Source organism: Tsukamurella pseudospumae, from assembly GCF_001575195.1.
Lineage (GTDB): Bacteria > Actinomycetota > Actinomycetes > Mycobacteriales > Mycobacteriaceae > Tsukamurella > Tsukamurella pseudospumae.
Genome location: NZ_LSRF01000011.1, coordinates 1 through 20878 on the forward strand (window position 1 = coordinate 1; position 20878 = coordinate 20878).

At 71.3% G+C, this 20878-nt stretch carries 19 protein-coding genes; 9 read left to right on the plus strand and 10 right to left on the minus strand.

Annotation, left to right across the window (positions count from 1 at the left end):
* Both AXK60_RS07510 and gap read left to right on the plus strand, forming a co-directional pair.
* Positions 1-481: class II fructose-bisphosphate aldolase (locus AXK60_RS07510; protein WP_175399954.1), on the plus strand; the 481-nt coding region annotated here is incomplete at its 5' end.
* Positions 482-565: 84 nt separating this feature from the next.
* The gene (gene gap / locus AXK60_RS07515; protein WP_068570445.1) at positions 566-1582 is read left to right on the plus strand and encodes a type I glyceraldehyde-3-phosphate dehydrogenase; all 1017 of its coding nucleotides are present in this window, start codon (positions 566-568) and stop codon (positions 1580-1582) included.
* Between the two features lie 25 nt (positions 1583-1607).
* On the opposite strand, the gene AXK60_RS07520 is transcribed toward gap, so the two are convergent.
* Positions 1608-2765, minus strand: a complete 1158-nt coding sequence (locus AXK60_RS07520; RefSeq protein WP_068570446.1) for an aminotransferase-like domain-containing protein — start codon at positions 2763-2765, stop codon at positions 1608-1610.
* A gap of 67 nt (positions 2766-2832) precedes the next feature.
* Positions 2833-4386 carry a glycerol kinase GlpK gene (gene glpK / locus AXK60_RS07525; protein ID WP_068570447.1) on the minus strand — a complete coding sequence of 518 codons (1554 nt, stop codon included), beginning with the start codon at positions 4384-4386 and terminating at the stop codon, positions 2833-2835.
* A 27-nt stretch (positions 4387-4413) separates the two neighbouring features.
* On the opposite strand from glpK, the gene AXK60_RS07530 reads away from it, so the two are divergent.
* From AXK60_RS07530 to AXK60_RS07545, 4 genes are all read left to right on the plus strand, one after another.
* On the plus strand, positions 4414-6216 hold the full coding sequence (locus tag AXK60_RS07530; protein WP_231855408.1) for a glycerol-3-phosphate dehydrogenase/oxidase: 1803 nt from the start codon (positions 4414-4416) through the stop codon (positions 6214-6216).
* A 113-nt stretch (positions 6217-6329) separates the two neighbouring features.
* Entirely contained in the window at positions 6330-7346 is a 1017-nt protein-coding gene (locus AXK60_RS07535; protein ID WP_139057810.1) for a DUF418 domain-containing protein, read from the plus strand.
* Position 7347: 1 nt separating this feature from the next.
* A complete protein-coding gene (locus tag AXK60_RS07540) occupies positions 7348-8484 on the plus strand; it encodes a sensor histidine kinase (RefSeq protein WP_068570449.1) in 1137 nt (378 codons plus the stop codon).
* Entirely contained in the window at positions 8485-9129 is a 645-nt protein-coding gene (locus AXK60_RS07545) for a response regulator (protein ID WP_068570450.1), read from the plus strand. It abuts the gene before it with no gap.
* Here AXK60_RS07545 and AXK60_RS07550 read toward each other — a convergent pair whose 3' ends face one another.
* Together AXK60_RS07550 and AXK60_RS07555 are read right to left on the minus strand one after the other, a co-directional pair.
* Entirely contained in the window at positions 9130-9699 is a 570-nt protein-coding gene (locus tag AXK60_RS07550; protein WP_068570451.1) for an META domain-containing protein, read from the minus strand.
* 51 nt (positions 9700-9750) lie between these two features.
* The gene (locus AXK60_RS07555; protein ID WP_175399958.1) at positions 9751-11322 is read right to left on the minus strand and encodes an MDR family MFS transporter; all 1572 of its coding nucleotides are present in this window, start codon (positions 11320-11322) and stop codon (positions 9751-9753) included.
* 173 nt (positions 11323-11495) lie between these two features.
* On the opposite strand from AXK60_RS07555, the gene AXK60_RS07560 reads away from it, so the two are divergent.
* Positions 11496-11939 (plus strand): SRPBCC domain-containing protein, encoded by a 444-nt coding sequence (locus AXK60_RS07560; RefSeq protein WP_068570452.1) that lies wholly within the window; start codon positions 11496-11498, stop codon positions 11937-11939.
* Positions 11940-11952: 13 nt separating this feature from the next.
* Here AXK60_RS07560 and AXK60_RS07565 read toward each other — a convergent pair whose 3' ends face one another.
* The 4 genes from AXK60_RS07565 to AXK60_RS07580 form a co-directional block, all read right to left on the minus strand.
* Positions 11953-12162 (minus strand): dodecin, encoded by a 210-nt coding sequence (locus AXK60_RS07565; protein ID WP_068570453.1) that lies wholly within the window; start codon positions 12160-12162, stop codon positions 11953-11955.
* A gap of 53 nt (positions 12163-12215) precedes the next feature.
* Positions 12216-12602 carry a hotdog fold thioesterase gene (locus AXK60_RS07570; RefSeq protein WP_068570508.1) on the minus strand — a complete coding sequence of 129 codons (387 nt, stop codon included), beginning with the start codon at positions 12600-12602 and terminating at the stop codon, positions 12216-12218.
* A 162-nt stretch (positions 12603-12764) separates the two neighbouring features.
* Positions 12765-13700 carry a type IV toxin-antitoxin system AbiEi family antitoxin domain-containing protein gene (locus AXK60_RS07575; protein ID WP_068743892.1) on the minus strand — a complete coding sequence of 312 codons (936 nt, stop codon included), beginning with the start codon at positions 13698-13700 and terminating at the stop codon, positions 12765-12767.
* 219 nt (positions 13701-13919) lie between these two features.
* Entirely contained in the window at positions 13920-18383 is a 4464-nt protein-coding gene (locus AXK60_RS07580; RefSeq protein WP_068570455.1) for an ATP-dependent helicase, read from the minus strand.
* Positions 18384-18486: 103 nt separating this feature from the next.
* Between AXK60_RS07580 and AXK60_RS07585 the strand changes: the two genes are divergently transcribed.
* Positions 18487-19107: an LGFP repeat-containing protein gene (locus AXK60_RS07585; protein ID WP_068570456.1), complete on the plus strand. Its 621-nt coding sequence runs from the start codon at positions 18487-18489 to the stop codon at positions 19105-19107.
* A 62-nt stretch (positions 19108-19169) separates the two neighbouring features.
* On the opposite strand, the gene AXK60_RS07590 is transcribed toward AXK60_RS07585, so the two are convergent.
* A complete protein-coding gene (locus AXK60_RS07590) occupies positions 19170-19733 on the minus strand; it encodes an NADPH-dependent FMN reductase (RefSeq protein ID WP_068570457.1) in 564 nt (187 codons plus the stop codon).
* 141 nt (positions 19734-19874) lie between these two features.
* Here AXK60_RS07590 and AXK60_RS07595 point away from each other — a divergent pair, with 141 nt between their 5' ends.
* Positions 19875-20459 carry a helix-turn-helix domain-containing protein gene (locus AXK60_RS07595; protein WP_414929979.1) on the plus strand — a complete coding sequence of 195 codons (585 nt, stop codon included), beginning with the start codon at positions 19875-19877 and terminating at the stop codon, positions 20457-20459.
* 1 nt (position 20460) lies between these two features.
* Here the strand turns inward: AXK60_RS07595 and AXK60_RS07600 are convergent, their stop codons facing one another.
* Positions 20461-20862, minus strand: coding sequence for a hypothetical protein (locus AXK60_RS07600; RefSeq protein ID WP_068570458.1), 402 nt, complete (start codon positions 20860-20862; stop codon positions 20461-20463).
* Positions 20863-20878: the final 16 nt, after the last annotated feature.

Sequence of the window (20878 nt, forward strand, 5' to 3'; positions counted from 1 at the left end):
GGATGAGGATTTCGCGAAGACGGTCGATGCGCTGGGCACCGAGGGCTATCTGCTGGCGGCGACGTTCGGCAACGTTCATGGTGTGTACAAGCCGGGGAATGTGAAGTTGCGGCCGTCGGTGCTCGGGGACGGGCAGAAGGTGGCGTCGGAGAAGTTGGGGTTGCCGGCGGGGAGCAAGCCGTTCTCGTTCGTCTTCCATGGTGGTTCGGGTTCGCTGAAGTCGGAGATCGAGGAGTCTCTGTCGTACGGGGTGGTGAAGATGAATGTCGACACCGATACGCAGTACGCGTTCACCCGTCCGGTGGCCGGGCACATGTTCAGCAATTTCGACGGTGTGCTCAAGGTCGATGGGGAGGTCGGGAACAAGAAGACCTATGACCCTCGCGCGTATTTGAAGAAGGCCGAGGCGTCGATGGCTGAGCGGGTGGTGGAGGCGTGCAACGACCTGCACTCCGCCGGAAAGTCCACCAGCACTACGTAGCCGGAATCGGCTGCACCACAATCTTATCCCCGCCCATCGCAGTGGAATCCACGCGGAACGGGCACCCTCGAAAGGAACAAGCTCATGACGATTCGTGTAGGCGTGAACGGATTCGGCCGGATCGGCCGCAACTTCTTCCGCGCGGTCGCCGCGCAGAAGGCGCTCGGTACCACCGACATCGAGATCGTGGCGGTCAACGACCTCACCGACAACGCGATGCTCGCCCACCTGCTCAAGTTCGACTCCATCCTCGGTCGCCTCGACGCCGACGTGGTCGCCGATGGAGACACCATCCGCGTCGGCGACCAGGTCATCAAGGCTCTGGAGGTCCGCGAGGGGCCGGCGGCGCTGCCCTGGGGCGACCTCGGCGTCGACGTCGTCATCGAGTCGACCGGCATCTTCACCGCCCGCGACAAGGCCCAGGGGCACCTGGATTCCGGTGCCAAGAAGGTGATCGTGTCCGCGCCGGCCGACGGCGCCGACCTGACCGTGGTCATGGGTGTCAACGACGACAAGTACGACGGCAGCCAGGACGTGATCTCCAACGCCTCCTGCACCACCAACTGCCTCGGGCCGCTGGCCAAGGTCGTCAACGACGAGTTCGGCATCGTCAGCGGCCTGATGACCACGGTCCACGCGTACACGCAGGACCAGAACCTGCAGGACGGCCCGCACAAGGATCCGCGCCGGGCCCGCGCCGCCGCCATCAACGTCGTTCCCACCTCCACCGGCGCGGCCAAGGCCATCGGCCTCGTGCTGCCCGAGCTGGCGGGCAAGCTGGACGGCTACGCCCTGCGCGTGCCGATCCCCACCGGCTCCGTCACGGATCTCACTGTGCAGCTGGAGAAGAAGGCCACCGTCGAGGAGATCAACGCGGCCATGAAGGCCGCGGCCGAGGGGAGTCTCAAGGGCATCCTCAAGTACTACGACGCCCCGATCGTCTCCTCCGACATCGTCACCGACCCGCACAGCTCGCTGTTCGACGCCGGCCTCACCAAGGTCATCGACGATCAGGCCAAGGTGGTGTCCTGGTACGACAACGAGTGGGGCTACAGCAACCGCCTCGTCGACGTCACCGGCCTCGTCGGAAAGTCCCTGTAGCGAGGTCAACGGGTGCTCGGTCCGATCAGAGCACCGTCGACAGCCTCCGGACGGCCTCGCGGAGCTCATCCGGTGGGGACGTGGTGAAGCAGAGGCGGAGGGAGTGGGCGAGGTCGCGCTGCACGGCGAACGCGGAGCCGGGGACGTAGGCCACGCCCGCGTCCACCGCCTCGCCGAGCTTCGCGGACGTCGCTGTACCGTCGGCGAACTCGCCCCACAGGAACATGCCGCCCTCGGGTGTGGTGAGGCGCAGCCGGTCGCCGAAGGCGTCGGTGAGCGCCGTGTGGAGGGCGCGGGCGCGCTCGCCGTACACGGATCGGATCGTTTCGACGTGGCCGTCGAGCCACACGGTGTCGGCGAGCAATTCCGCGGTCACCGCCTGGGTGAGGCTCGAACCGCAGAGGTCGGCGCCCTGCTTGAGGCGCTCCACGAGCGCGAGCACGCCTGCGTCGCCGTGCATCCAGCCCACCCGCAGTCCGGGTGCCACGATCTTGGACGCGCTGGACAGGCGGATCACCCGATCGGAGAACGCGGCGACGGGCGGCACCGTCGGACCGGCGAACCGAAGCTCTCCGTACGGGTCGTCCTCGACGATCCAGAAGCCGAATTCGTCGGCGAGCCGGGCGAGTTCGCGTCGCCGTTCCTCGGTCAGGGTGGCGCCGCCGGGGTTGTGGAAGTTCGAGACCGTGTGCACGATCCGGACCCGCTCCCGCTGCAGGATCGGCCGCAGCTCGTCGACGCGCATGCCGCCGGCGTCCAGGGGCACCCCGACCACCCGGGCGCGGGTCGTGTCGAAGGCCTGCAGCGCGCCGATGTACCCGGGATCCTCGACGATCACCGTGTCACCCGGGTCGAGCAGCGCCTGCGCGAGCAGCGAGAGCGCCTGCTGGGAACCGTGTGTGATCACGACGGTGCCGGCGTCGCGGCCCAGCTTCGCGGACTCGCGGGCGTGCACCACTTCCCGCAGCGGCGGCGCGCCCGCGGTCACCCCGTACTGCAGGGCGGCCGGCGAGGCGAGCGCCGCCTGCGCGGCGCGGGCCGTGCGTTCCGTCGGCAGCAGCTCCGGGGCGGGCAGCCCGCCCGCGAGCGAGAGGACACCGGGCTGTTCGACGACGGCGAGCAGGTCGCGGATCGCCGAACCGCGGACGGCACGGACGGACAGGGAGCCTCGTTCCTCGGACATGGAGGAACCATCCCAGATTCAATCCCAGCTGTCGAAACAATATTCCCAATTATTGGGATAGAGATGCTCAGGCCCAGTTCAGCGTGCGGTCCACCGCGCGGTTCCACTCGCCGAAGAGGTGCTCGCGCTGCTCGGCAGGCATGGTCGGCAGCCAGCGCCGATCCTCGGCCCAGTTGGTGCGGATCTCCTCGAGGGTCCACACGCCCGTCGCGTAGCCGGCGGCGTACGCGGCGCCGAGCGCCGTGGTCTCGATGACGCGCGGGCGGATCACCGGCACGTTCAGGATGTCCGCCTGGAACTGCATGAGCGTGTCGTTGACCACCATGCCGCCGTCCACCCGCAGCTCCGTGAGCGGGATGCCGCTGTCGGCGTTCATGGCGTCGATCACCTCGCGGGATTGATAGGCCGTGGCCTCCAACGCCGCCCGCGCGATGTGCCGCTTGTCGGAGAACCGCGTCAGGCCCACGATCACTCCGCGGGCGTCGGGCCGCCAGCGCGGTGCGAACAGCCCCGAGAACGCCGGCACCACGTAGACGCCGCCATTGTCCGGGACACCGGTCGCGAGCTCCTCCACCTCCGGCGCCGCCGAGATGATCCCGAGGTTGTCGCGCAGCCACTGCACCAGCGAGCCGCTCACCGCGACCGAGCCCTCCAGGGCGTACACCGGCGCACCGTCGCCCAGTCGATAACAGACGGTGGTCAACAGCCCGTGCTCGCTGAAGACGGGCCGCTCGCCCGTGTTGACCAGCAGGAAATTCCCCGTGCCGTAGGTGTTCTTGGCCGTTCCCGGATCGAGCGCGGCCTGGCCGAACATGGCGGCCTGCTGATCGCCGAGGATACCGGCGATCGGCACGCCGCCGAAGACGCCGCGCTCGCGGACGAGCCCGTAGACCTCCGCGCTCGAGCGGATCTCGGGGAGCATCGCCATCGGGATCCCCATGGCCGCGCAGGTCGCGGGGTCCCACTGCCCGGTCTCGAGGCTCATCAGCATGGTGCGGGAGGCGTTGGTGATGTCGGTGATGTGCAGCGGGCGGGCGTGATCGCCGCCGGCGGTGCCGAAGTCGTCGTCCGTGGTCAGGTGCCACACCAGCCACGAGTCGATCGTCCCCGCGCACAGTTCGCCGCGCTCGGCGCGTTCGCGGGCACCGTCGACGTTGTCGAGGATCCAGGCGATCTTCGGCCCGGAGAAGTACGTGGACAGCGGCAGGCCGCAGGACCGCTTGAACCGTTCCCGGTCCGGCTCCTCGAGGCCCACGGACGCGAGTTCCTCGCACAACTCCTCGGTGCGGGTGTCCTGCCAGACGATGGCGTTGTGGATCGGCTCGCCGGTGGCCCGGTCCCAGACGACCACCGTCTCGCGCTGATTGGTGATCCCGACGGCCGCGATGTCGGCCGCGGTGAGGTCGGCGGTCGCCAGCGCCTGCGAACACACCAGGCGCGTGTTCACCCATATCTGCGTGGCGTCGTGCTCCACCCACCCGCCCCGTGGGAAGATCTGGTCGTGTTCCCGTTGTTCGGAGGCCACGATGGTCCCGCGCCGGTCGAAGATGATGCACCGCGTCGAACTGGTGCCCTGATCGATAGCGGCGACGAACTGCGGGTCGCGAGATGTAACTGCCACGCCCGAATACTGACATGGTGATCACTGATGAACGCTGCCAACCCTGAAACTGCCACTGCCGCGGGCACGCCCGCGGGGGTCTCGACCACCGCGCCGCTGCTCTCGCCGGAGTACCGGGCACAGGCCTGGGACCGGCTCGGGTCCGAGGAGTTCGACGTCGTGGTGATCGGCGGCGGCATCGTCGGTGTCGGGTCGGCGCTGGACGCGGCCACCCGCGGGCTCAAGGTGGCGCTCGTCGAGGCCCGCGACTTCGCGTCGGGCACCAGTTCGCGCAGCTCGAAGATGTTCCACGGTGGCCTGCGCTACCTCGAGCAGCTGGAGTTCGGGCTGGTCCGCGAGGCCCTGCACGAGCGTGAGCTGTCTCTCTCGACGCTCGCGCCGCACCTGGTCAAGCCGCTGCCCTTCCTCGCGCCGCTCACCAAGCGCGTGATCGAGCGGCCCTACATGGCCGCCGGCATGTTCCTCTACGACACCATGGGCGGCGCCAAGTCCGTGCCCGCGCAGAAGCACCTCACGCGCGCCGGCGCGCTCCGGCTCGCCCCCGGGCTCAAGCGCGACGCGCTGATCGGCGGCATCCGCTACTTCGACACCGTCGTCGACGACGCCCGGCACACCATGACCGTCGCCCGGACGGCAGCGCACTACGGAGCCGTGGTGCGCACGTCGACGCAGGTCGTGGACTTCCTCCGGGAGGCCGACCGGGTCTCCGGCGTGGTGGTCCGCGACAGCGAGACGGGGGCCGTCACCGAGATCCGTTCCACCGTGGTCATCAACGCCACCGGCGTCTGGACCGATGAACTGCAGGCCCTCTCGCATCAGAAGGGGCGTTTCCGCGTCCGGGCCAGCAAGGGTGTGCACATCCTCGTGCCGCGCGACCGCATCGTCAGCGACGTCGCACTGATCCTGCGCACCGAGAAGAGCGTCCTGTTCGTCATCCCGTGGGGAATCCACTGGATCATCGGCACCACCGATACCGACTGGAACCTCGACCTCGCGCACCCCGCCGCCACCGCGACGGACATCGACTACATCCTCGACCACGTCAACAAGGTGCTCATCACCGAGCTGACCCGCGACGACATCACCGGTGTCTACGCGGGCCTGCGCCCGTTGCTGGCGGGGGAGTCGGACGAGACCAGCAAGCTCTCCCGCGAGCACGCCGTCGCCGCGATCGCGCCCGGCCTCGTGACCATCGCGGGCGGCAAGTACACGACCTACCGGGTCATGGCCTCGGACGCCGTCGACGCCGCGGAGGCCTACCTGCCGCACAAGGTGCCCGCGTCCTGCACCGAGAAGGTGCCGCTCGTCGGGGCGGACGGCTACTACGCCCTCACCAACCAGACCACGTCGATCGCGCGCGAGCACGACGTGCACCCGCACCGCGTCACACACCTGCTGGACCGGTACGGCTCGCTCATCGGCGACGTCCTGGCGCTGGCCGACGCCGACCACGGCCTGCTCGAGCCGCTGGCCGGCGCCCCGCAGTACCTGCGCGTCGAGGCCGTGTACGCGGCCAAGGCGGAGGGCGCGCTGCACCTCGAGGACGTCCTGGCCCGCCGCACCCGCATCTCCATCGAGTACCCCGACCGCGGGCTCGAGGCGGCCGCCGAGGTCGCGGAGCTCGTCGCACCGGTGCTGGGCTGGTCCGCGGCCGATGTCGCCCGCGAGCTCGAGAACTACGGCGCGCGTGTGGCCGCGGAGATCGAGTCGCAGAACATGCCCGACGACGAGACCGCCGACGCCCTGCGCGCCGCGGCGCCCGAGGCGCGCGCCGAGATCCTCGAGCCCGTCCCCGTCCCCGGCAGCACCACCAAGGTCGTGGGGCGCTGACGGTGCCCGGCGGGCCCCGGCGCGCACGGTAGGCCGAACGGCCGATCCCGCCCGCGCAGGTGCGTCCTTTCGGTCGATCCGCGAGGCGGGCACCGTCGGGAATCGTGAACGGCATGATCCGTTACCGATTCCTCGACGCCCTCCGCGGCTTCGCGCTCCTCGGGATCCTGCTGGTGAACGTGCTGGACATGACGACGCCGCAGGGCACGACCGGAGGGCCGGCCGGGCGTGAGGTCCTCGACCTCGCCGTCCAGAGCCGGTTCGTGCCGATCTTCACGCTGCTGTTCGGTGTCTCGCTGTACCTCATCGCCGGCGGGGCGCGACGCCGCGGCACGGCCGGGTGGTCCGCGCTGGCGCTGCGCATGATCGCGCTCGGGGCGATCGGCGCGGTGCACATGATCGTCTACCCCGGCGAGATCCTCCGCCTCTACGCGATCGCCGGACTCCTGGTGATCCCGCTCGTGGTGTGGGCGCCGGCGCGGATCAACCTGGCCCTCGGCGTGGTGCTCACCTGCCTGGCGTTCGGACCGAGCTCCGGCGGCGTCGAATCGCTGCCCGGCCTGATGCTCGTCGGCGCGGGCGCCGCGGGGCTGGGCGTGCCCGCCCTGCTCGAGGGATCCCGACGGTTCGCGGTGGGGCTGCTCGTGGTCGCCGCGGTGTTCGCGATCCCGCTCACCGCGGCGTACCTCGGGGCGGGCGGCGGCGATCCGCGGTTCAGTGCCGAGGGCTCGCGGGCGGGGCTCGCGACGGCGGTCGCGTACATCGCGGCGCTCGCGCTGCTGTGGCACTGGGGCCCGGCCCGGCGCGCGCTCGGGGCGGTCTTCGAGCCGCTGGGCCGGATGTCGCTGACCAACTACGTCGGGGCGTCGCTCGTCACCGTCGTCGCGGTGCCGGTGCTGGGCCTGTCCGCGGAGGCCACGATCCGGCCGACGACCGCGTTCGCGGTCGTGCTGATCCTGGTCCAGTCCGCGGTCTCCCGGCTGTGGCTCGGGCGCTTCCGGTACGGCCCGCTCGAGTGGCTGGTGCGGGCCGCCACCTGGCGCACGCGGCCCCCGTTCCGGCGCGACCCCGGGGCGTCGGACATGGCTGCGGTACGGCGGACCGTCGAACCCGCTCGGATAGGTTCGTGACATGAACCGTTCCGGCACGATCGGTTTCGCGGCGCTGGCCCTGATCCCCTGGGCGATCGGGGGCCTCCTGACGGCCGAGTCGGCGCGGGGCCTCACGGGCCACCGGGTGGCGTGGAGCCTGGCGGCTGAGGCTCTGACCTCGGTCGGCGCGGTCATCGTGCTGGCCGCCGTGGTCCGTCGATGGCCGATCGGTGTGGCGTGGACCGGCATCGGGCTGGCCCTGGTGACCGCGGTGACCGCCGCCACCGCCCCCGAGTACCCGATCTGGCCCGCCGGGGCGAGTTGGCTGTTCGTCCTCGTGGCCGGCGTCGCGGCCGCGCGGGCGGAGTCCGTGGTCGACGGTGCGGTGGTCGCCGCCGCGGCCGTGCTCGCCGTGCTGTCCATCGCGCCGTCCGCCCGGCAGGACCCGACGTTGTGGGGGGTTGCGCTGCTCGCGGCGGGCACGACGGCGGTCTCGATCAGCTTCGGGCATCGGCATCGCGCCGCGGAGCGACGGCTGGTGACGGCGAGAGCGGAGGCATCGGTGACCGAACGCAGGGCCATGGCCCGCGAACTGCACGACGTGATCGCCCACGAGGTGACCGGGATCGTCGTGCTGGCCCAAGCGGGGATCGCCGCCGGCGACGACCGCAGCGGCGTCCTCGCCCGCATCGAACGCAGCGGGGCGCGCGCCCTGACCGACATCCGGGCCATGGTCGACACCCTGCGCGACCCGGACGTGGTCGCGCCGCCCCGGGCACCGTCGGCCTCCGGTGCGGCGGGCCTGCGCGCGACACTGGAACCGCTCGCCTCCGCGACCGTCCTCGTGCACGTGGCACCGGAGGCGGACGGCGAGGACGTCCCGGACCTGGTGCGCCTCGTCGCGCACCGCGTCGTGTCCGAGGGGATCACCAACGCCCGTCGGCACGCGGCGGGCTCCGTCGTCCGGGTCACCGTCGAGCGGTCCGACGGTGAGCTGCTGGTGGACGTCGTGGACGACGGCCCCGTCACGGGCGCGCCGCCCGGCCCCGGGCCCGGGGGAGGAACCGGGCTGATCGGCCTGACGGAACGGGCGGCGACGGTCGGCGGCACAGTGACCGCCGGGCCGGAGGAGAACGGATGGCGGCTCGCTGCGCGGCTGCCGGTGAGGCAGGACTGAATGACGATCCGGGTGGTGCTGGCCGACGACCAGGAGATGGTGCGGATCGGGTTCGCGATGATCCTCGGTGCAGCGTCCGACGGCGAGGTGGTGGGCCAGGCGGCCGACGGCGCCGAGGCCGTGGCGGTGATCGCCGAGACCCGGCCCGATGTCGCGCTCCTGGACATCCGGATGCCGCGTGTCGACGGGATCGAGGTGTGCCGGCGGGTGACCCCGGTGGGGACCCGGGCGGTGATGGTCACGACCTTCGGCGAACCCGACTACGTGGACGCGGCGCTGGCCGCCGGTGCGTCGGGGTTCCTGCTCAAGGACGCGGGCCCCGACCTGCTGCTCGCCGCGGTGCGGGCGGCCGCGACGGGGGACGCGCTGATCAGCCCCGAGCTGACCGTCGACCTGCTGCGCCGCAGCCGGGGCACAGGGCGGGCCGCGCCGGACTCGGTGGCCGCGCTCGCGGGTCTGACCGCGCGGGAGCGGGAGGTGGCGCGGTGCGTCGCGCGCGGCCGGACCAATGCGGAGATCGCCGACGAACTGGTGATCAGCCTGGGCACGGTCAAGACGCACCTCGGCGCGGTCGCGCGACGACTGGGAGCGCGCAACCGCGTCGAGATCGCTGCGGCCGTGTGGGCCGCGGGCGAGATGGAGTGACTACCGGGCCGCGGGTGCGGTGGCCGCGGAGCTGATCGCCGCGGTGGCGGACGGTGCCGTGGTGGCGGACGGTGCGGCGGTGGCGGACGGTGCCGCTGACGCGGAGGGCGAGCCGGCGGGGGTGAGGACGAAGGTCCACGAGCGGTTGTTGTCCGGATCGGTCAGCACGAGTTCGGTGCCGTTGCGCGACCAGATCCGCTGGCCCTTGAGGGCCTCGCTGATCGCGGTCTGGGTGCCCTTCGGGTCGGGGCAGTACATCATCGTGGAGGCGACGCCGTTGCCGAAGTCGACGCGGTCCGCACTGGCCAGCGAGGCCGCGCTGCCGTTGAGCGAGTTGCACGAGTCGTTGCCGGAGATGTTGGAGCCCTGGACCCGGAACCAGGCCTGGGGGTCGGACTTCAGGCGCCACTGCGAGCCCACGATCGAGGGCTTCGACGGCGCCGCGGCGGTCGGCTTCGCGGAGCCGGACGAGTTGGCGGGGTCGGCGCCCGCGGATGCGGCGCACCCGGCCGTGAGGACGGCGGCACCCGCGAGCAGAGGAAGGACGAGGGAGGCGGACTTACGCATCATGTGTGCGATTATGCCGCCTCCCTCGTCACAGGGGAAACTCCAGCAACAACCTTAGTGTGCCTTACCGATGTCGACCGGTGTCTTTCCTGCGGCGTCGTCGGAGGTCGCAGGAGCGCCTGACTCGGTCGTCGCGGCCTGCTGGTCGCCGTTCGCCGTGGCGTTGGGCTCCATGTCGATCGTGGTGCGCAGCGGCTTGTTCGGCAGGAACGCGACGGCGATCAGGGTGACGATCGCGCAGAACATCGAGACCAGGAAGATCCGGCCCGTGGCATCGCCGAACGCGGCGTTGGTGATCGCCCGGAACGCCGGGCTGTGCGGATCGGGGAGCACGCGCTGCTCGATCGCGCCCTGCTTGACCAGGTCGGTGACACGGGAGGTCAGCACGGCGCCGAGCGCCGAGACGCCGATCGCGCCGCCGAAGGTGCGGAAGAACGCGACGGAGCTCGAGGCCGCCCCGATGTCCTGCACCCGCACCGTGTTCTGTACCGCCAGCACCAGGTTCTGCATCAGGGCGCCGATACCGAAGCCCATGATCGCGATGTAGAGCTGCACCTGCCAGATCGGGGTCAGGTGGTCGATCGTGCTCAGCAACGCGAAGCCGATGACCAGGATGACCGCGCCGCCGACGACGAAGCGCTTCCACTTGCCGAACCGCGTGATCAACTGGCCCGAGGCGATGGAGGACAGGAGCATGCCGACCACCATCGGGATGGTGAGGACGCCGGCCATCGTCGGGCTGTAGCCGCGCGAGTTCTGGAAGTACAGGCCCAGGAACGACATCGCTCCGAACATGCCCACGCCGACCGCGATCGAGGCGATGATCGCCAGGCCCGTGGTGCGCTGGGTGATGATCTGCAGCGGGATGATCGGGTCCTTGGCGCGCAGCTCGACGAGCACGGTTGCGACCAGCAGCAGGATGCCTGCGGCCAGGTAGACGGCGGACGAGGTCGAGACCCAGCCGTAGTTCTTACCGGCGAAGGACACCCAGATCAGCAGGATGGACACGCCCGAGGTGAGCAGCAGGGCGCCCAGCCAGTCGATCGAGACCGTGTCCTTGCGGGCGGTCTGCAGGTGCAGGGTGCGCTGGATCAGGATGAGCGCGGCCACCGCCAGCGGCACGCTGACGTAGAAGCACCAGCGCCAGCCGATGTGATCGGTGATGACGCCGCCCAGGATCGGGCCGCCGGCCATCGACACGCCCATCACGGCGCCCATGTAGCCCGAGTACCGGCCGCGCTCGCGCGGCGGGACGATGCTGCCGATGATGGCGACGACGAGCGCCGTGAGGCCGCCCATGCCGATGCCCTGGATCACGCGGGCGACCATCAGGACCTCGACGTTCGGGGTCGCGCCGGCGAGGATCGAGCCGGCCACGAAGATGACGATCGCGGACTGGACCAGGACCTTCTTGTTGAACAGGTCGGCCAGCTTGCCCCAGATGGGGGTGGACGCGGCGTTGGCGAGCAGTGCCGTGGTGATCACCCAGGAGAAGGCGGTGGTGGACGCCCCGAGGTCGTCGATGATCTTGGGGAGTGCGGTCGACACGACCGTGGTGCTCAGGAGGGCCGTGAACAGTGCGGCGAGCAGGCCCGCCATGACCTCGAGGATCTCCCGGTGGGTCATGGGGGCATCGGACTGGGGTGGCGTTTCCGCCATGGTCTCGGACATCGGATCTTCCTTCTAAGCTCTAAGCAACAACGTGCAGGGTGCAACTGTAACTTCGGCGAAGATATTCCGCCACGTCTTTAGTGTGTGATCCGGCTCGCACTCGGTGGAACATGTTCTAGATTCGGGGCATGGCCTTCGTCATCGACCACACCCGCGAGATCGCGGCACCGCCGGCGCTCGTCTGGCAGGCGCTCACCGACTTCGACGCGTACCCGCAGTGGAACCCCTTCGCCGTCGCGGCCACCTGCGACCTGCGGCCCGGCGGCGCCATCACGATGCGCGTGGCGCTGCGCCCGCCGAAGCTGATGACCCAGAGGGAGTTCATCGTCGCGGTCGACGAGGGCCGCGGCTTCTCGTACGCGATGAAGCCCGCACCGGGCGGGCTGCTGCGCAGTATTCGCGAGCAGAGCATCGTCGACCTGGGGGACGGGAGGTCGCGCTATGTCTCGCACTTCCAGCTCGACGGTCCGCTCTCGCCCGTCGTGGGAGCCGTCCTCGCTGGGAATCTCCGACGGGGCTTCACGGGCAATGTCGACGGGCTGGTGCGACGCGCGGAGGAACTCGCGCGCTGACGGCTCGGGCCGGCTACTCGTCCATCCGGAACCCGATCTTCACCGTTACCTGGGTGTGAGCCACGGCGCCGTTCTCGATGTGGCCGCGGGTGGAGACCACCTCGAACCACTCCAGGTTCCGCATCGTCTGCGCGGCGCGACTCACCGCGTTGGCGACTGCTGCGTCGTACCCCTCGGTGGAGGTGCCGACGACTTCGATCACTCGGTACACGTTGTTCGTCATACCCGCCCATGCTCCGCTTTTCCGGCGGGCGGGGTGGCGGAACGGTGCGGTTGCTACCTCGCGCGGGCGCGACGGGTGAAGCGCGCGGAGGCGCGGGCGACCACCTGATCGTCGGCGTCGGTGACGCGGATGACGAACAGGTCCTCCTTCGGCAGGCGCTCGCCGATGGTCGCCTCGGCCCGCAGCGCATCGCCGAGCCGGGTGGGGCGGAGGTAGTCGATGTGGATCGCGCTGGCGACGCCGGTGTGTTCGTCGTCGTTCGCGGCCGCCGCGACGGCCGTCCCGACCAGCGCGAAGACGAACGCGCCGTGCGTCGTGTCGTGCGGGTTGAGGTGGTCCTCGGTGACGGTCGTCGTCGACACCGCCCGGCCGCCGCCGTGCCCGGACACCTCGATGCCGAGGAACTGTGCGTACCGGTCCACGGGCTGCTGCGTGCTCATCGGTCCATCATCGCCGACGGCGCCGCGGGCCACGCACCGTCCTCCCCCACCCGATTCGTTCGGTCCCCGCCGGAACGGCAGGCGGATCGGTGGGGGCCGACCGGATCGGGGGGGAGCGATGGCGTTGCGGGTGGCGGGCGATGGATCGGGTGGGAGCGGTGATCACGGGAGTGGCGGCACGACCAGACCATGACGGGCCATCGCCGGCAGGAGCAGCGCGTGCAAGGCTCCGGTCCGCGTGAGGTGTCGCCACGTCCAGCGGACGACCTCGATCCCGGAGTCGGTGAACTCCGCCGCGCGCTCCTTCTCCTCCGCCAGCGCCGCGGCCCGCTCGTCCGAGGTCTCCCCGTACTTGCTCTCGCCGTCGAACTCGCCGACCAGGGTCCCCCAGTCGAAGTCGGCGACGTACAGCCGACCGCCGATGAAATGTTCGGTTTGGAGCTTGGGACGGGGCAGCTTCCAGTTCAGCATGTCGATCCGCGACCAGGATTCGCCGGGCGACTCGCTGTGCTCGACCGACAGATCGAGTGCGCGCTGCGCGACCGCCGCACCCCGTCGGCCGCGGAGGCGATCGACGCAGGCCTGCAGTTCCGCGAGGGGCACGGACGATGGATCGTCCGGCTTCGGGTAGCGGCGGATGAGGCGGACGGCGTCGAACGCGCCAACACCGCGGATGAGGTCGTCGCACATCGCGACATCGACGGCCGTGCGAGCACGTGAGGTGACGAGGATTCCGTCCACCGTCGTGATCTCTTCGGGGAGGAGGGGACGCGGGTGCAGGTGCACCTTTCCGGCCTTGCCGCCTCGGACACCGCCACCGTGGTCACGGCCGGTGGTGAAGTGGACATGAGTGCGGGGCGGATTGATGAACGGGATGTCGTGGAGTGCCGCGGCGCTCTCGTGGCTGACGACGTGGATCCGGTTCACGCTGGCCGCTCGCACGCGCAGCAGGTATCTGACCCAGGGCTTGCTGTCGTCGGGCTCGGTATACACGCCACTCGCCAGCCATTCGAGTTCGCCGGCGGCCACTGCGCGACTGATGTCGCCGCTGCTCCATCCCGTCGATTCCAGATGCCCTCGCGTCAAGATCGTCCCCATATCCGCAGCGAACCAGATCACGCCGACGCGAAGGCCCCCGAAAAGCCGGCTATCCACAGGCTGCCCGAACCGGGCGACCTCGTTCGAGCGTTCCTCCACAGCCGTCCGCCCCCCCCGATTCATATGCTCCCCACTGGAACGCCAGGTGAACCGGTGGGGAGGGAACGGATCGGGGGGAGGGCTGGCGTTGGGGGTGGGACGGAACGAATCGGGTGGGCGTCAGCGGACGCGCAGCCCCTTGGGGGTGCGGGCGAAGCCGGCGGCGGCCAGCGCCCCGGCGAGGGGCGAGGTGAGGGCGGGGGCACCGTCGACCTTCTCGATCGTGAGGCCCCCGATCCCGGGCGCGGCCACGGCGAGCGCCGTGAACGCGGCGTCGGGCGCGTCGGTGAAGGTGAGCAGCGTGCGGCCGCCGCGCTCGACGAACAGGGCCAGGGCGCCGTCGACCAGGACGACGACGGCCCCGGCCTTGCGACCCGGGCGGGCGCCCTCGTCGCCGCGCTCCGGCCAGGGGAGCGCCGCGCCGTAGGGATTGGCCGGGTCGGTGGCGGCGAGCACCAGCGCGGAGGTCTCGCCCCGCTGCTGGGCCCGTTCGAGCGCGGACGCCGCGTCGCGCAGGGCGTCGACGGTGCCGCCCCGTGCGAACTGCGCCGCTCCGAGCCGCTCGATGAAGTAGCCGCGCCGCGCCTTACCGGACTCCTCGAACGCCGCGAGGGTTCGGTAGACGCGGGCGAAGCCGCCCTCGACGTGCTCGCCCATCACCGCGCCGCGGGTGACCACGCCGTACCGCTCCAGGAGTTGCTCGGCGATGGCCGCCGACTGCTCGGTGGAGCTCGCCTCGGCCGGAGCGGGCGGCAGCGACCATCGCCCGGCGACCATGGGTGGCGCCTGGTCGGCCGCGACCCGGAACCGGGCGCGTGGCGCGCGGCGCGGGGTGCGATGCGCGGTGGCGCGGCGGCCGCCCGCGAGCCGGGCGCGGATCGGGGCGAAGGTGTCGCCGGTGAGGCGGCCCGCCCAGACGAGGTCCCACAGCGCCTCCGGCGTGGCGCCGGTGAGCTGGCGGTAGAAGTACGCTCCGCCGCCGCGCACGGCGTCCTCGATCGCCTCGTGCGCCGCGGTGGTCTCCAGGGCGTCGGGCGGCGGCAGCGTGAGCGGCGCGAGGTCCGCGGGGTGGAGCGCGACCCAGCAGTCCTGCGCGCCGATCGCGCCGTGCCCGGTCCACACCACCTCACCGGTGGCGGTGAGCTCGTCGAGCATCGCGGGGGAGTAGTCGGCGACGCGCTGCGGCAGGACCAGGGACTCCCACGCGGACGCGGGGATCGGCACACCCGCGAGCTGGTCGATCACCGTGGCGACCCCGTCGATGCCGCGCAGCGGGGTCTTCAGGTGGTGCCAGCCCGCGAGGAACTCCGCGTACGCCCGCTCCGGCACCGGCTCCACGTCCTGCCGTAGGCGGGCGAGGCTGCGTTGGCGAATGCGGCGCAGCACGTCGGCGTCGCAGAACTGGGCGGCGGCGTCGTCGGATTCGGGGACGAACCGGCCCTCGATGACCCGGCGCGTGGCGACCAGCTCCACGAGTGCGCGCTGCACGACCGCGACGCCCAGCCCGTAGCGCCGAGCGACCTCGTGGGCGGTGAAGGGGCCGTGCCGCCGTGCGTAGCGCGACACGAGGTCGCCGATCGGGTCCGGCACTTCGGCGGTGAACGCCGACGCTATGCCCGGCTGCAGCGGCACGCCGAGCCCGTCGCGCAGCCGCGCCGCGTCCTCGACGGCGGCGATCCAGCCCTCGCCGTATTCGAACGTCCTTCCGGCGGTGAGGAGCTCATCGACCGCGCCCGGCGCACCGTCGGACCGCGCGGCGACCTCCGCGCGCGTGAGCGGGCCCAGTTCGCGGATGAGGTCGGCCACCTGCTCGACGGTGCGGGCGCGATAGCCGGGCGCGGTGCGCTGCAGCTGCGCGGCGATCTCGGCGAGGACGTCGGCGTCGAGGAGCTCGGTGAGCTCGACCCGCCCGAGCAGCTGGGACAGTACAGCGGGGTCGAGACTGAGCACGGCCGCGCGGCGTTCGGCGAGGGGCGCGTCGCCCTCGTACATGAACGCGCCGACGTAGCTGAACAACAGCGAGGCCGCGAAGGGCGACGGTGCCGCGGTCTCGACCTCCGCCAGCCGGACGGTGCGCGACGCGAGCGCCCGGTGCACGGCGATGAGCTCCGGCACGTCGTAGACGTCCTGCAGGCACTCGCGGACGGCCTCGAGGACGATGGGGAACTGCGGGAACCCGCGCGCGACCTTGAGCAGCTGACTGGCCCGCTGCCGCTGCTGCCAGAGCGGGGCGCGCTTACCCGGGTCGCGGCGGGGCAGCAGCAGGGCCCGCGCGGCGCACTCGCGGAACCGCGATGCGAACAGGGCGCTGGAGCCCACGGCATCGGTGACCAGGTCGTCGATCTCGTCCGGCTCGAAGCGGAACAGCTCGGCACCGGGCGGGGTGTCGTCGGCGTCGGGCAGCCGGACGATGATGCCGTCGTCGGTCGCGGTGACGGCGCCCGAGAGGCCCAGCGAGGCGTTCAGTCGTGCGCCGATCGCGAGCGCCCAGGGCGCGTGCACCTTCATGCCGAGGGGGGAGTGCAATGCGACCCGCCAGTCGCCCAGCTCGTCGCGGAACCGCTCGACCACCAGCGTGCGGTCCGTGGGGAGGACGCCGGTGGCCCGCTGCTGCTCGTCGAGCAGGGCGACGAGGTTGTCGGTGGCCCACTCGCCCAGCCCCACCTCCTGCGCCCGCACACGTTGCTCGTCGGGGCCCAGTGCGGTGAACTCGCGCGTGAACCGGCCGATCGCGCGGCCCAGCTCCGCGGGGCGGCCCACGGTGTCGCCGATCCAGAAGGGCAGCCGCCCCGGCTGGCCGAAGGCCGGGGAGACCAGCACGCGGTCGTGCGTGATCTCCTCGATCTTCCAACTGGTGGCGCCGAGCGCGAAGACATCGCCCACGCGGGACTCGTAGACCATCTCCTCGTCGAGTTCGCCCACCCGGGAGGCCTTCTCGCCCACCATGAACACCCCGAACAGGCCGCGGTCCGGAATGGCGCCGCCGGACGTGACTGCGAGCCGGCCCGCGCCGGGGCGGCCGGTGAGCGTGCCCGCGTCCCGGTCCCACACCACGCGCGGCCGGAGCTCGCCGAAGTCCTCGGCGGGGTACCGACCCGAGATCAGGTCGAGCACCGCCTCGTACGCCGAGTCCGGCAGCGCCGCATAGGGATGCGCGCGCCGCACCAGCGCCAGCCAGTCGTGCACGTCGAGGACGTCCATCGCCGCTGCGGCGATGGTCTGCTGGGCCAGCACGTCGAGCGGGTTGCGCGGCACGACGAGCTTCTCGATGGCGCCCTCCCGCATCCGCTGGACGGTGACGGTGCTGTGCAACAGGTCCGTCCGGTGCTTGGGGAAGAACACGCCGCGACTGGGCTCGCCCACCTGGTGCCCGGCGCGGCCCACGCGCTGCAGACCCGCGGCCACGGACGGCGGCGCCTCGACCTGGATCACCAGATCGACGGCGCCCATGTCGATCCCGAGCTCGAGGCTGGAGGTGGCGACCACGCAGCGCAGCCGGCCGGACTTCAGATCGTCCTCGATGATCGCGCGCTGCTCCTTGCTGACGGAGCCGTGGTGCGCCCGCGCGAGAACGGCTTCCGCGCCGTGGCTCTGCCCGCTGGCGAGCAGCTGAGCGGGGGCGCCGCCGGCGACATGCGGGTTCGACGGCCCCGCATGGACGTTCGCCGCCAGCTCGTTGATCCGGGCGGTGAGCCGTTCCGCGAGGCGCCGGGAGTTGGCGAAGACGATGGTGGAACGGTGCCGCTCGATGAGTTCGACGATCGCGGATTCCACGTGCGGCCAGAGGGATCCCTGCTGCACGGGCTCGTCGGAGTCGTCCCCGATCACGTCGAGCTCCGTCATGTCCGGTACCGGCACGGTGACACTGAGCTCGAACCGCTTCTCCGACGGCGGGCGCACGACGACGGCCGGGCGGGGCCCGCCGAGGAAGGCTGCCACCTCCTGCGCGGGTTCGACGGTGGCGGACAACCCGATCCGCTGTGCGGGGCGCTGGAGCAGCGCGTCGAGCCGCTCCAGCGACAGCGCCAGGTGGGTGCCACGCTTGGTACCGGCGACGGCGTGCACCTCGTCGACGATCACCGTGTGCACGTGCGCGAGGGTTTCGCGGGCCTGCGAGGTGAGCATGAGGTAGAGCGACTCGGGCGTGGTGATGAGGATGTCCGGGGGCGTGCGGACGAGCTGCCGCCGCTGCTGGGCGGGCGTGTCACCCGATCGCACTCCGACGGTGACCACCGGCGCCGGTTCGCCACGCCGCTCGCGGACCCTGGCGATGCCGGCCAGCGGGGCGCGCAGGTTGCGCTCCACATCGACCGCGAGGGCCTTGAGCGGGGAGATGTAGAGCACGGACGTGCCGGGCCGGGCGGCACCGTCGGGCTGCTCCGACGGTGCCCGCGCGGCGAGTCGATCCAGGGCCCAGAGGAAGGCGGAGAGGGTCTTGCCGGAGCCGGTGGGCGCGACGACGAGCGTGTTGTCGCCCTGCGAGATGGACCGCCACGCGCCCGCCTGCGCCGAGGTGGGGGCGGCGAAGGACTCGGTGAACCACTCGGCGGTGGCGGGCGTGAACGCCCGGAGGGCGTCCGGCATGTCTTCATCATGACGCAGAGCACCGACACGCCCTGTGGCAGTCGTTGTCCGTGTTACTGATGTGGTTCATGATGAACGAGAGGTAAGAGCCGAAGGAGCAGGTATGGCCACGCACATCTTCTCGAACGACCACCGTCGCGCCTGGTTCCGGGGCGTCGTCGCCGCGGTGGCCATCGCCGTCGGCATCAGCGGCGGCGTGGCCGCCGTCGCCCGGGCCGATCAGCAGGTGGGCCGCTTCCTGGTGAAGGGCCAGATCGAGGTCTCCTACTTCGCCACCGGCGGCACCCCGACCTGGGGCGTCCCCCTGATCCCGGAGACCAATGCCGGTCGCGGTGGCAAGTTCCAGACCTTCAAGAACCAGGCGTCCTTCTACTGGCACCCCGCGGCGGACGGCGGTAATGCGCACGAGATCGGCGGCGCGATCCGCGCCAAGTGGGGTGAGAACCGCTGGGAGAACGGCCCGCTCGGCTACCCGATCACCGACGAGTTGCAGGCGCGCGGCCCGTTCAACGCCGTCACCGGGGCGATGAACGCCTTCCAGGGCGGCGTGATCTACTGGTCGCCCGCGAATGGCGCCTGGCCGGTGTGGGGCGAGATCCTCGTGAAGTGGAGCTCCGCCAAGCGCGAGTCCGGCACGTACGGCTACCCGACGGGGCCCGAGATCCGCTCCGCGACCGGCACCTACTCGCAGACCTTCCAGCGCGGCGTCATCACCTGGCCCTGAGTCTCCGAATCCGCTGATCCCCCGGACCCGCCCTCGCGGGGCCGGGGGATCGGCGTGTCCGGTCAGCGCGCGGCGGCGACCAGGTGGCGCTCGGTGGCGGCGGTGAGCTCGTCCAGCAGGGCCGAGAGCTCCGCGGGGCGGCGGTCGATCGGCGCGAAGTTCCCCTCGCCGTCGAAGTCCGTGAACAGGCCCAGGCTGACCTGCGCGCGGGCGTCGACCATCGAGAAGTTCGCGGTGATCTGGCGCCAGTGCTCCACGGCGCGGACGCCGCCGTCGGCGCCGTACGCCACGAAGCCGACGGTCTTGCCGGCCCACTCCGGCCCGATCGAATCGAAGGCGTTCTTGAACGCGCCGGGGACGGAGTGGTTGTACTCCGGGGTCACGAAGACGAAGCCGTCCTGCGCGTCGATCGCCTCGCCCCAGGCCGTCACTGCGGCGCTGTCGTACTGCCGGTTGGCGGCGCCGGGCACGGTGGCCGAGGTCAGGAGCGGGATGTCGAACTCCTTGAGGTCGAGCACGGTGACCTCGACGTCCTCGCGCGCCCCCGCCGCGGCGGCGACCCACTGGCCGACCTGCTCCGCCTTGCGGCCGTCGCGGATGGATCCTTCGATGATGCCGATCTTCATGAGCGCCCCTTCGATGAGTGTTCGCCCGGTCCGGGCGTCGCTTTCCACCGTAGCGTAGCGGACCACGGTCCGCTATCTGAAGGGTGTTCGCCACCGCCGGCACGGGCGTGAAGACCGTGAACCCGTTCGAGTAGCGGCACAATGGCGGGCATGAGTGACGACGATCCGGTGCTCGCGCACGTCGGCCCGCGGCTGCGGGCCATCCGGCAGGAGCGCGACATCACCCTGACAGCGGTCGCGGAGGCCACCGGCATCTCGGTGAGCACGCTCTCGCGGCTCGAGGGCGGAACCCGCAAGCCCACGCTGGAGCTGCTGCTCCCGCTCGCGCGCACCTACGGCCTGCCGCTCGACGAGCTCGTCGACGCCCCCGAGACCGGCGATCCGCGGGTGCGACTCAAGCCGGTTCGTCACGGCGACCGCACCGTCGTCCCGCTGACCCGCCGCGCGGGTGGCCTGCGCACCTTCAAAGAGGTCATCCGGCCCCGTCCGGGCGACGGTGCCGCGCCCACCCCCGTCTCGCACCCCGGCTACCACTGGGTGTACGTCCTCGACGGCGCGCTGCGCCTCATCCTGGGCGAGAAGGAGATGGTGATCAAGCCCGGCGAGGTGATCGAGTTCGACACCCGGCTCCCGCACTGGTTCGGCAGCGCCGACGGCAAGCCGGTCGAGTACCTCGGCATCTACGGCCCGCAGGGCGAGCGCGCGCACCACGTGCGCGGGGAGTAGCTCAGTCGGACAGGCCGGTGGCCTTGCGGAGGTGGCTCACCCCGGGCAGCTTGTTGACGCCGCGCTGCACCTCGCTGAGCTTTCCGGTGACCTCGACAAGCGGGGGGAGCACGGCGTCGAGGGTGTTGAGCGCGGGATCCGCGACGGCCGTGAGCCGCTCGACGCGGTCGATCACGTTGTTGGCCCGCTCGATCATGTCGGCCATCGCGAGCATCACCTTCGGCAGCTCGGCGATGAGCTCGATGGTGTCGGGCGGGATGGTGCTGAGCTTGCCGACGCTGGTCACGGTGCGGCCGGTGTTGTCCATCGCGCGACCGGCGGCGGACCGCACGGAGTCGACGAGGTCGTTGACCGATTCGCTGATGCTGGGTGGGGCCTTCGGGGGCTCCGGCTTTCTCGCCATGCGACGATCATCGCCC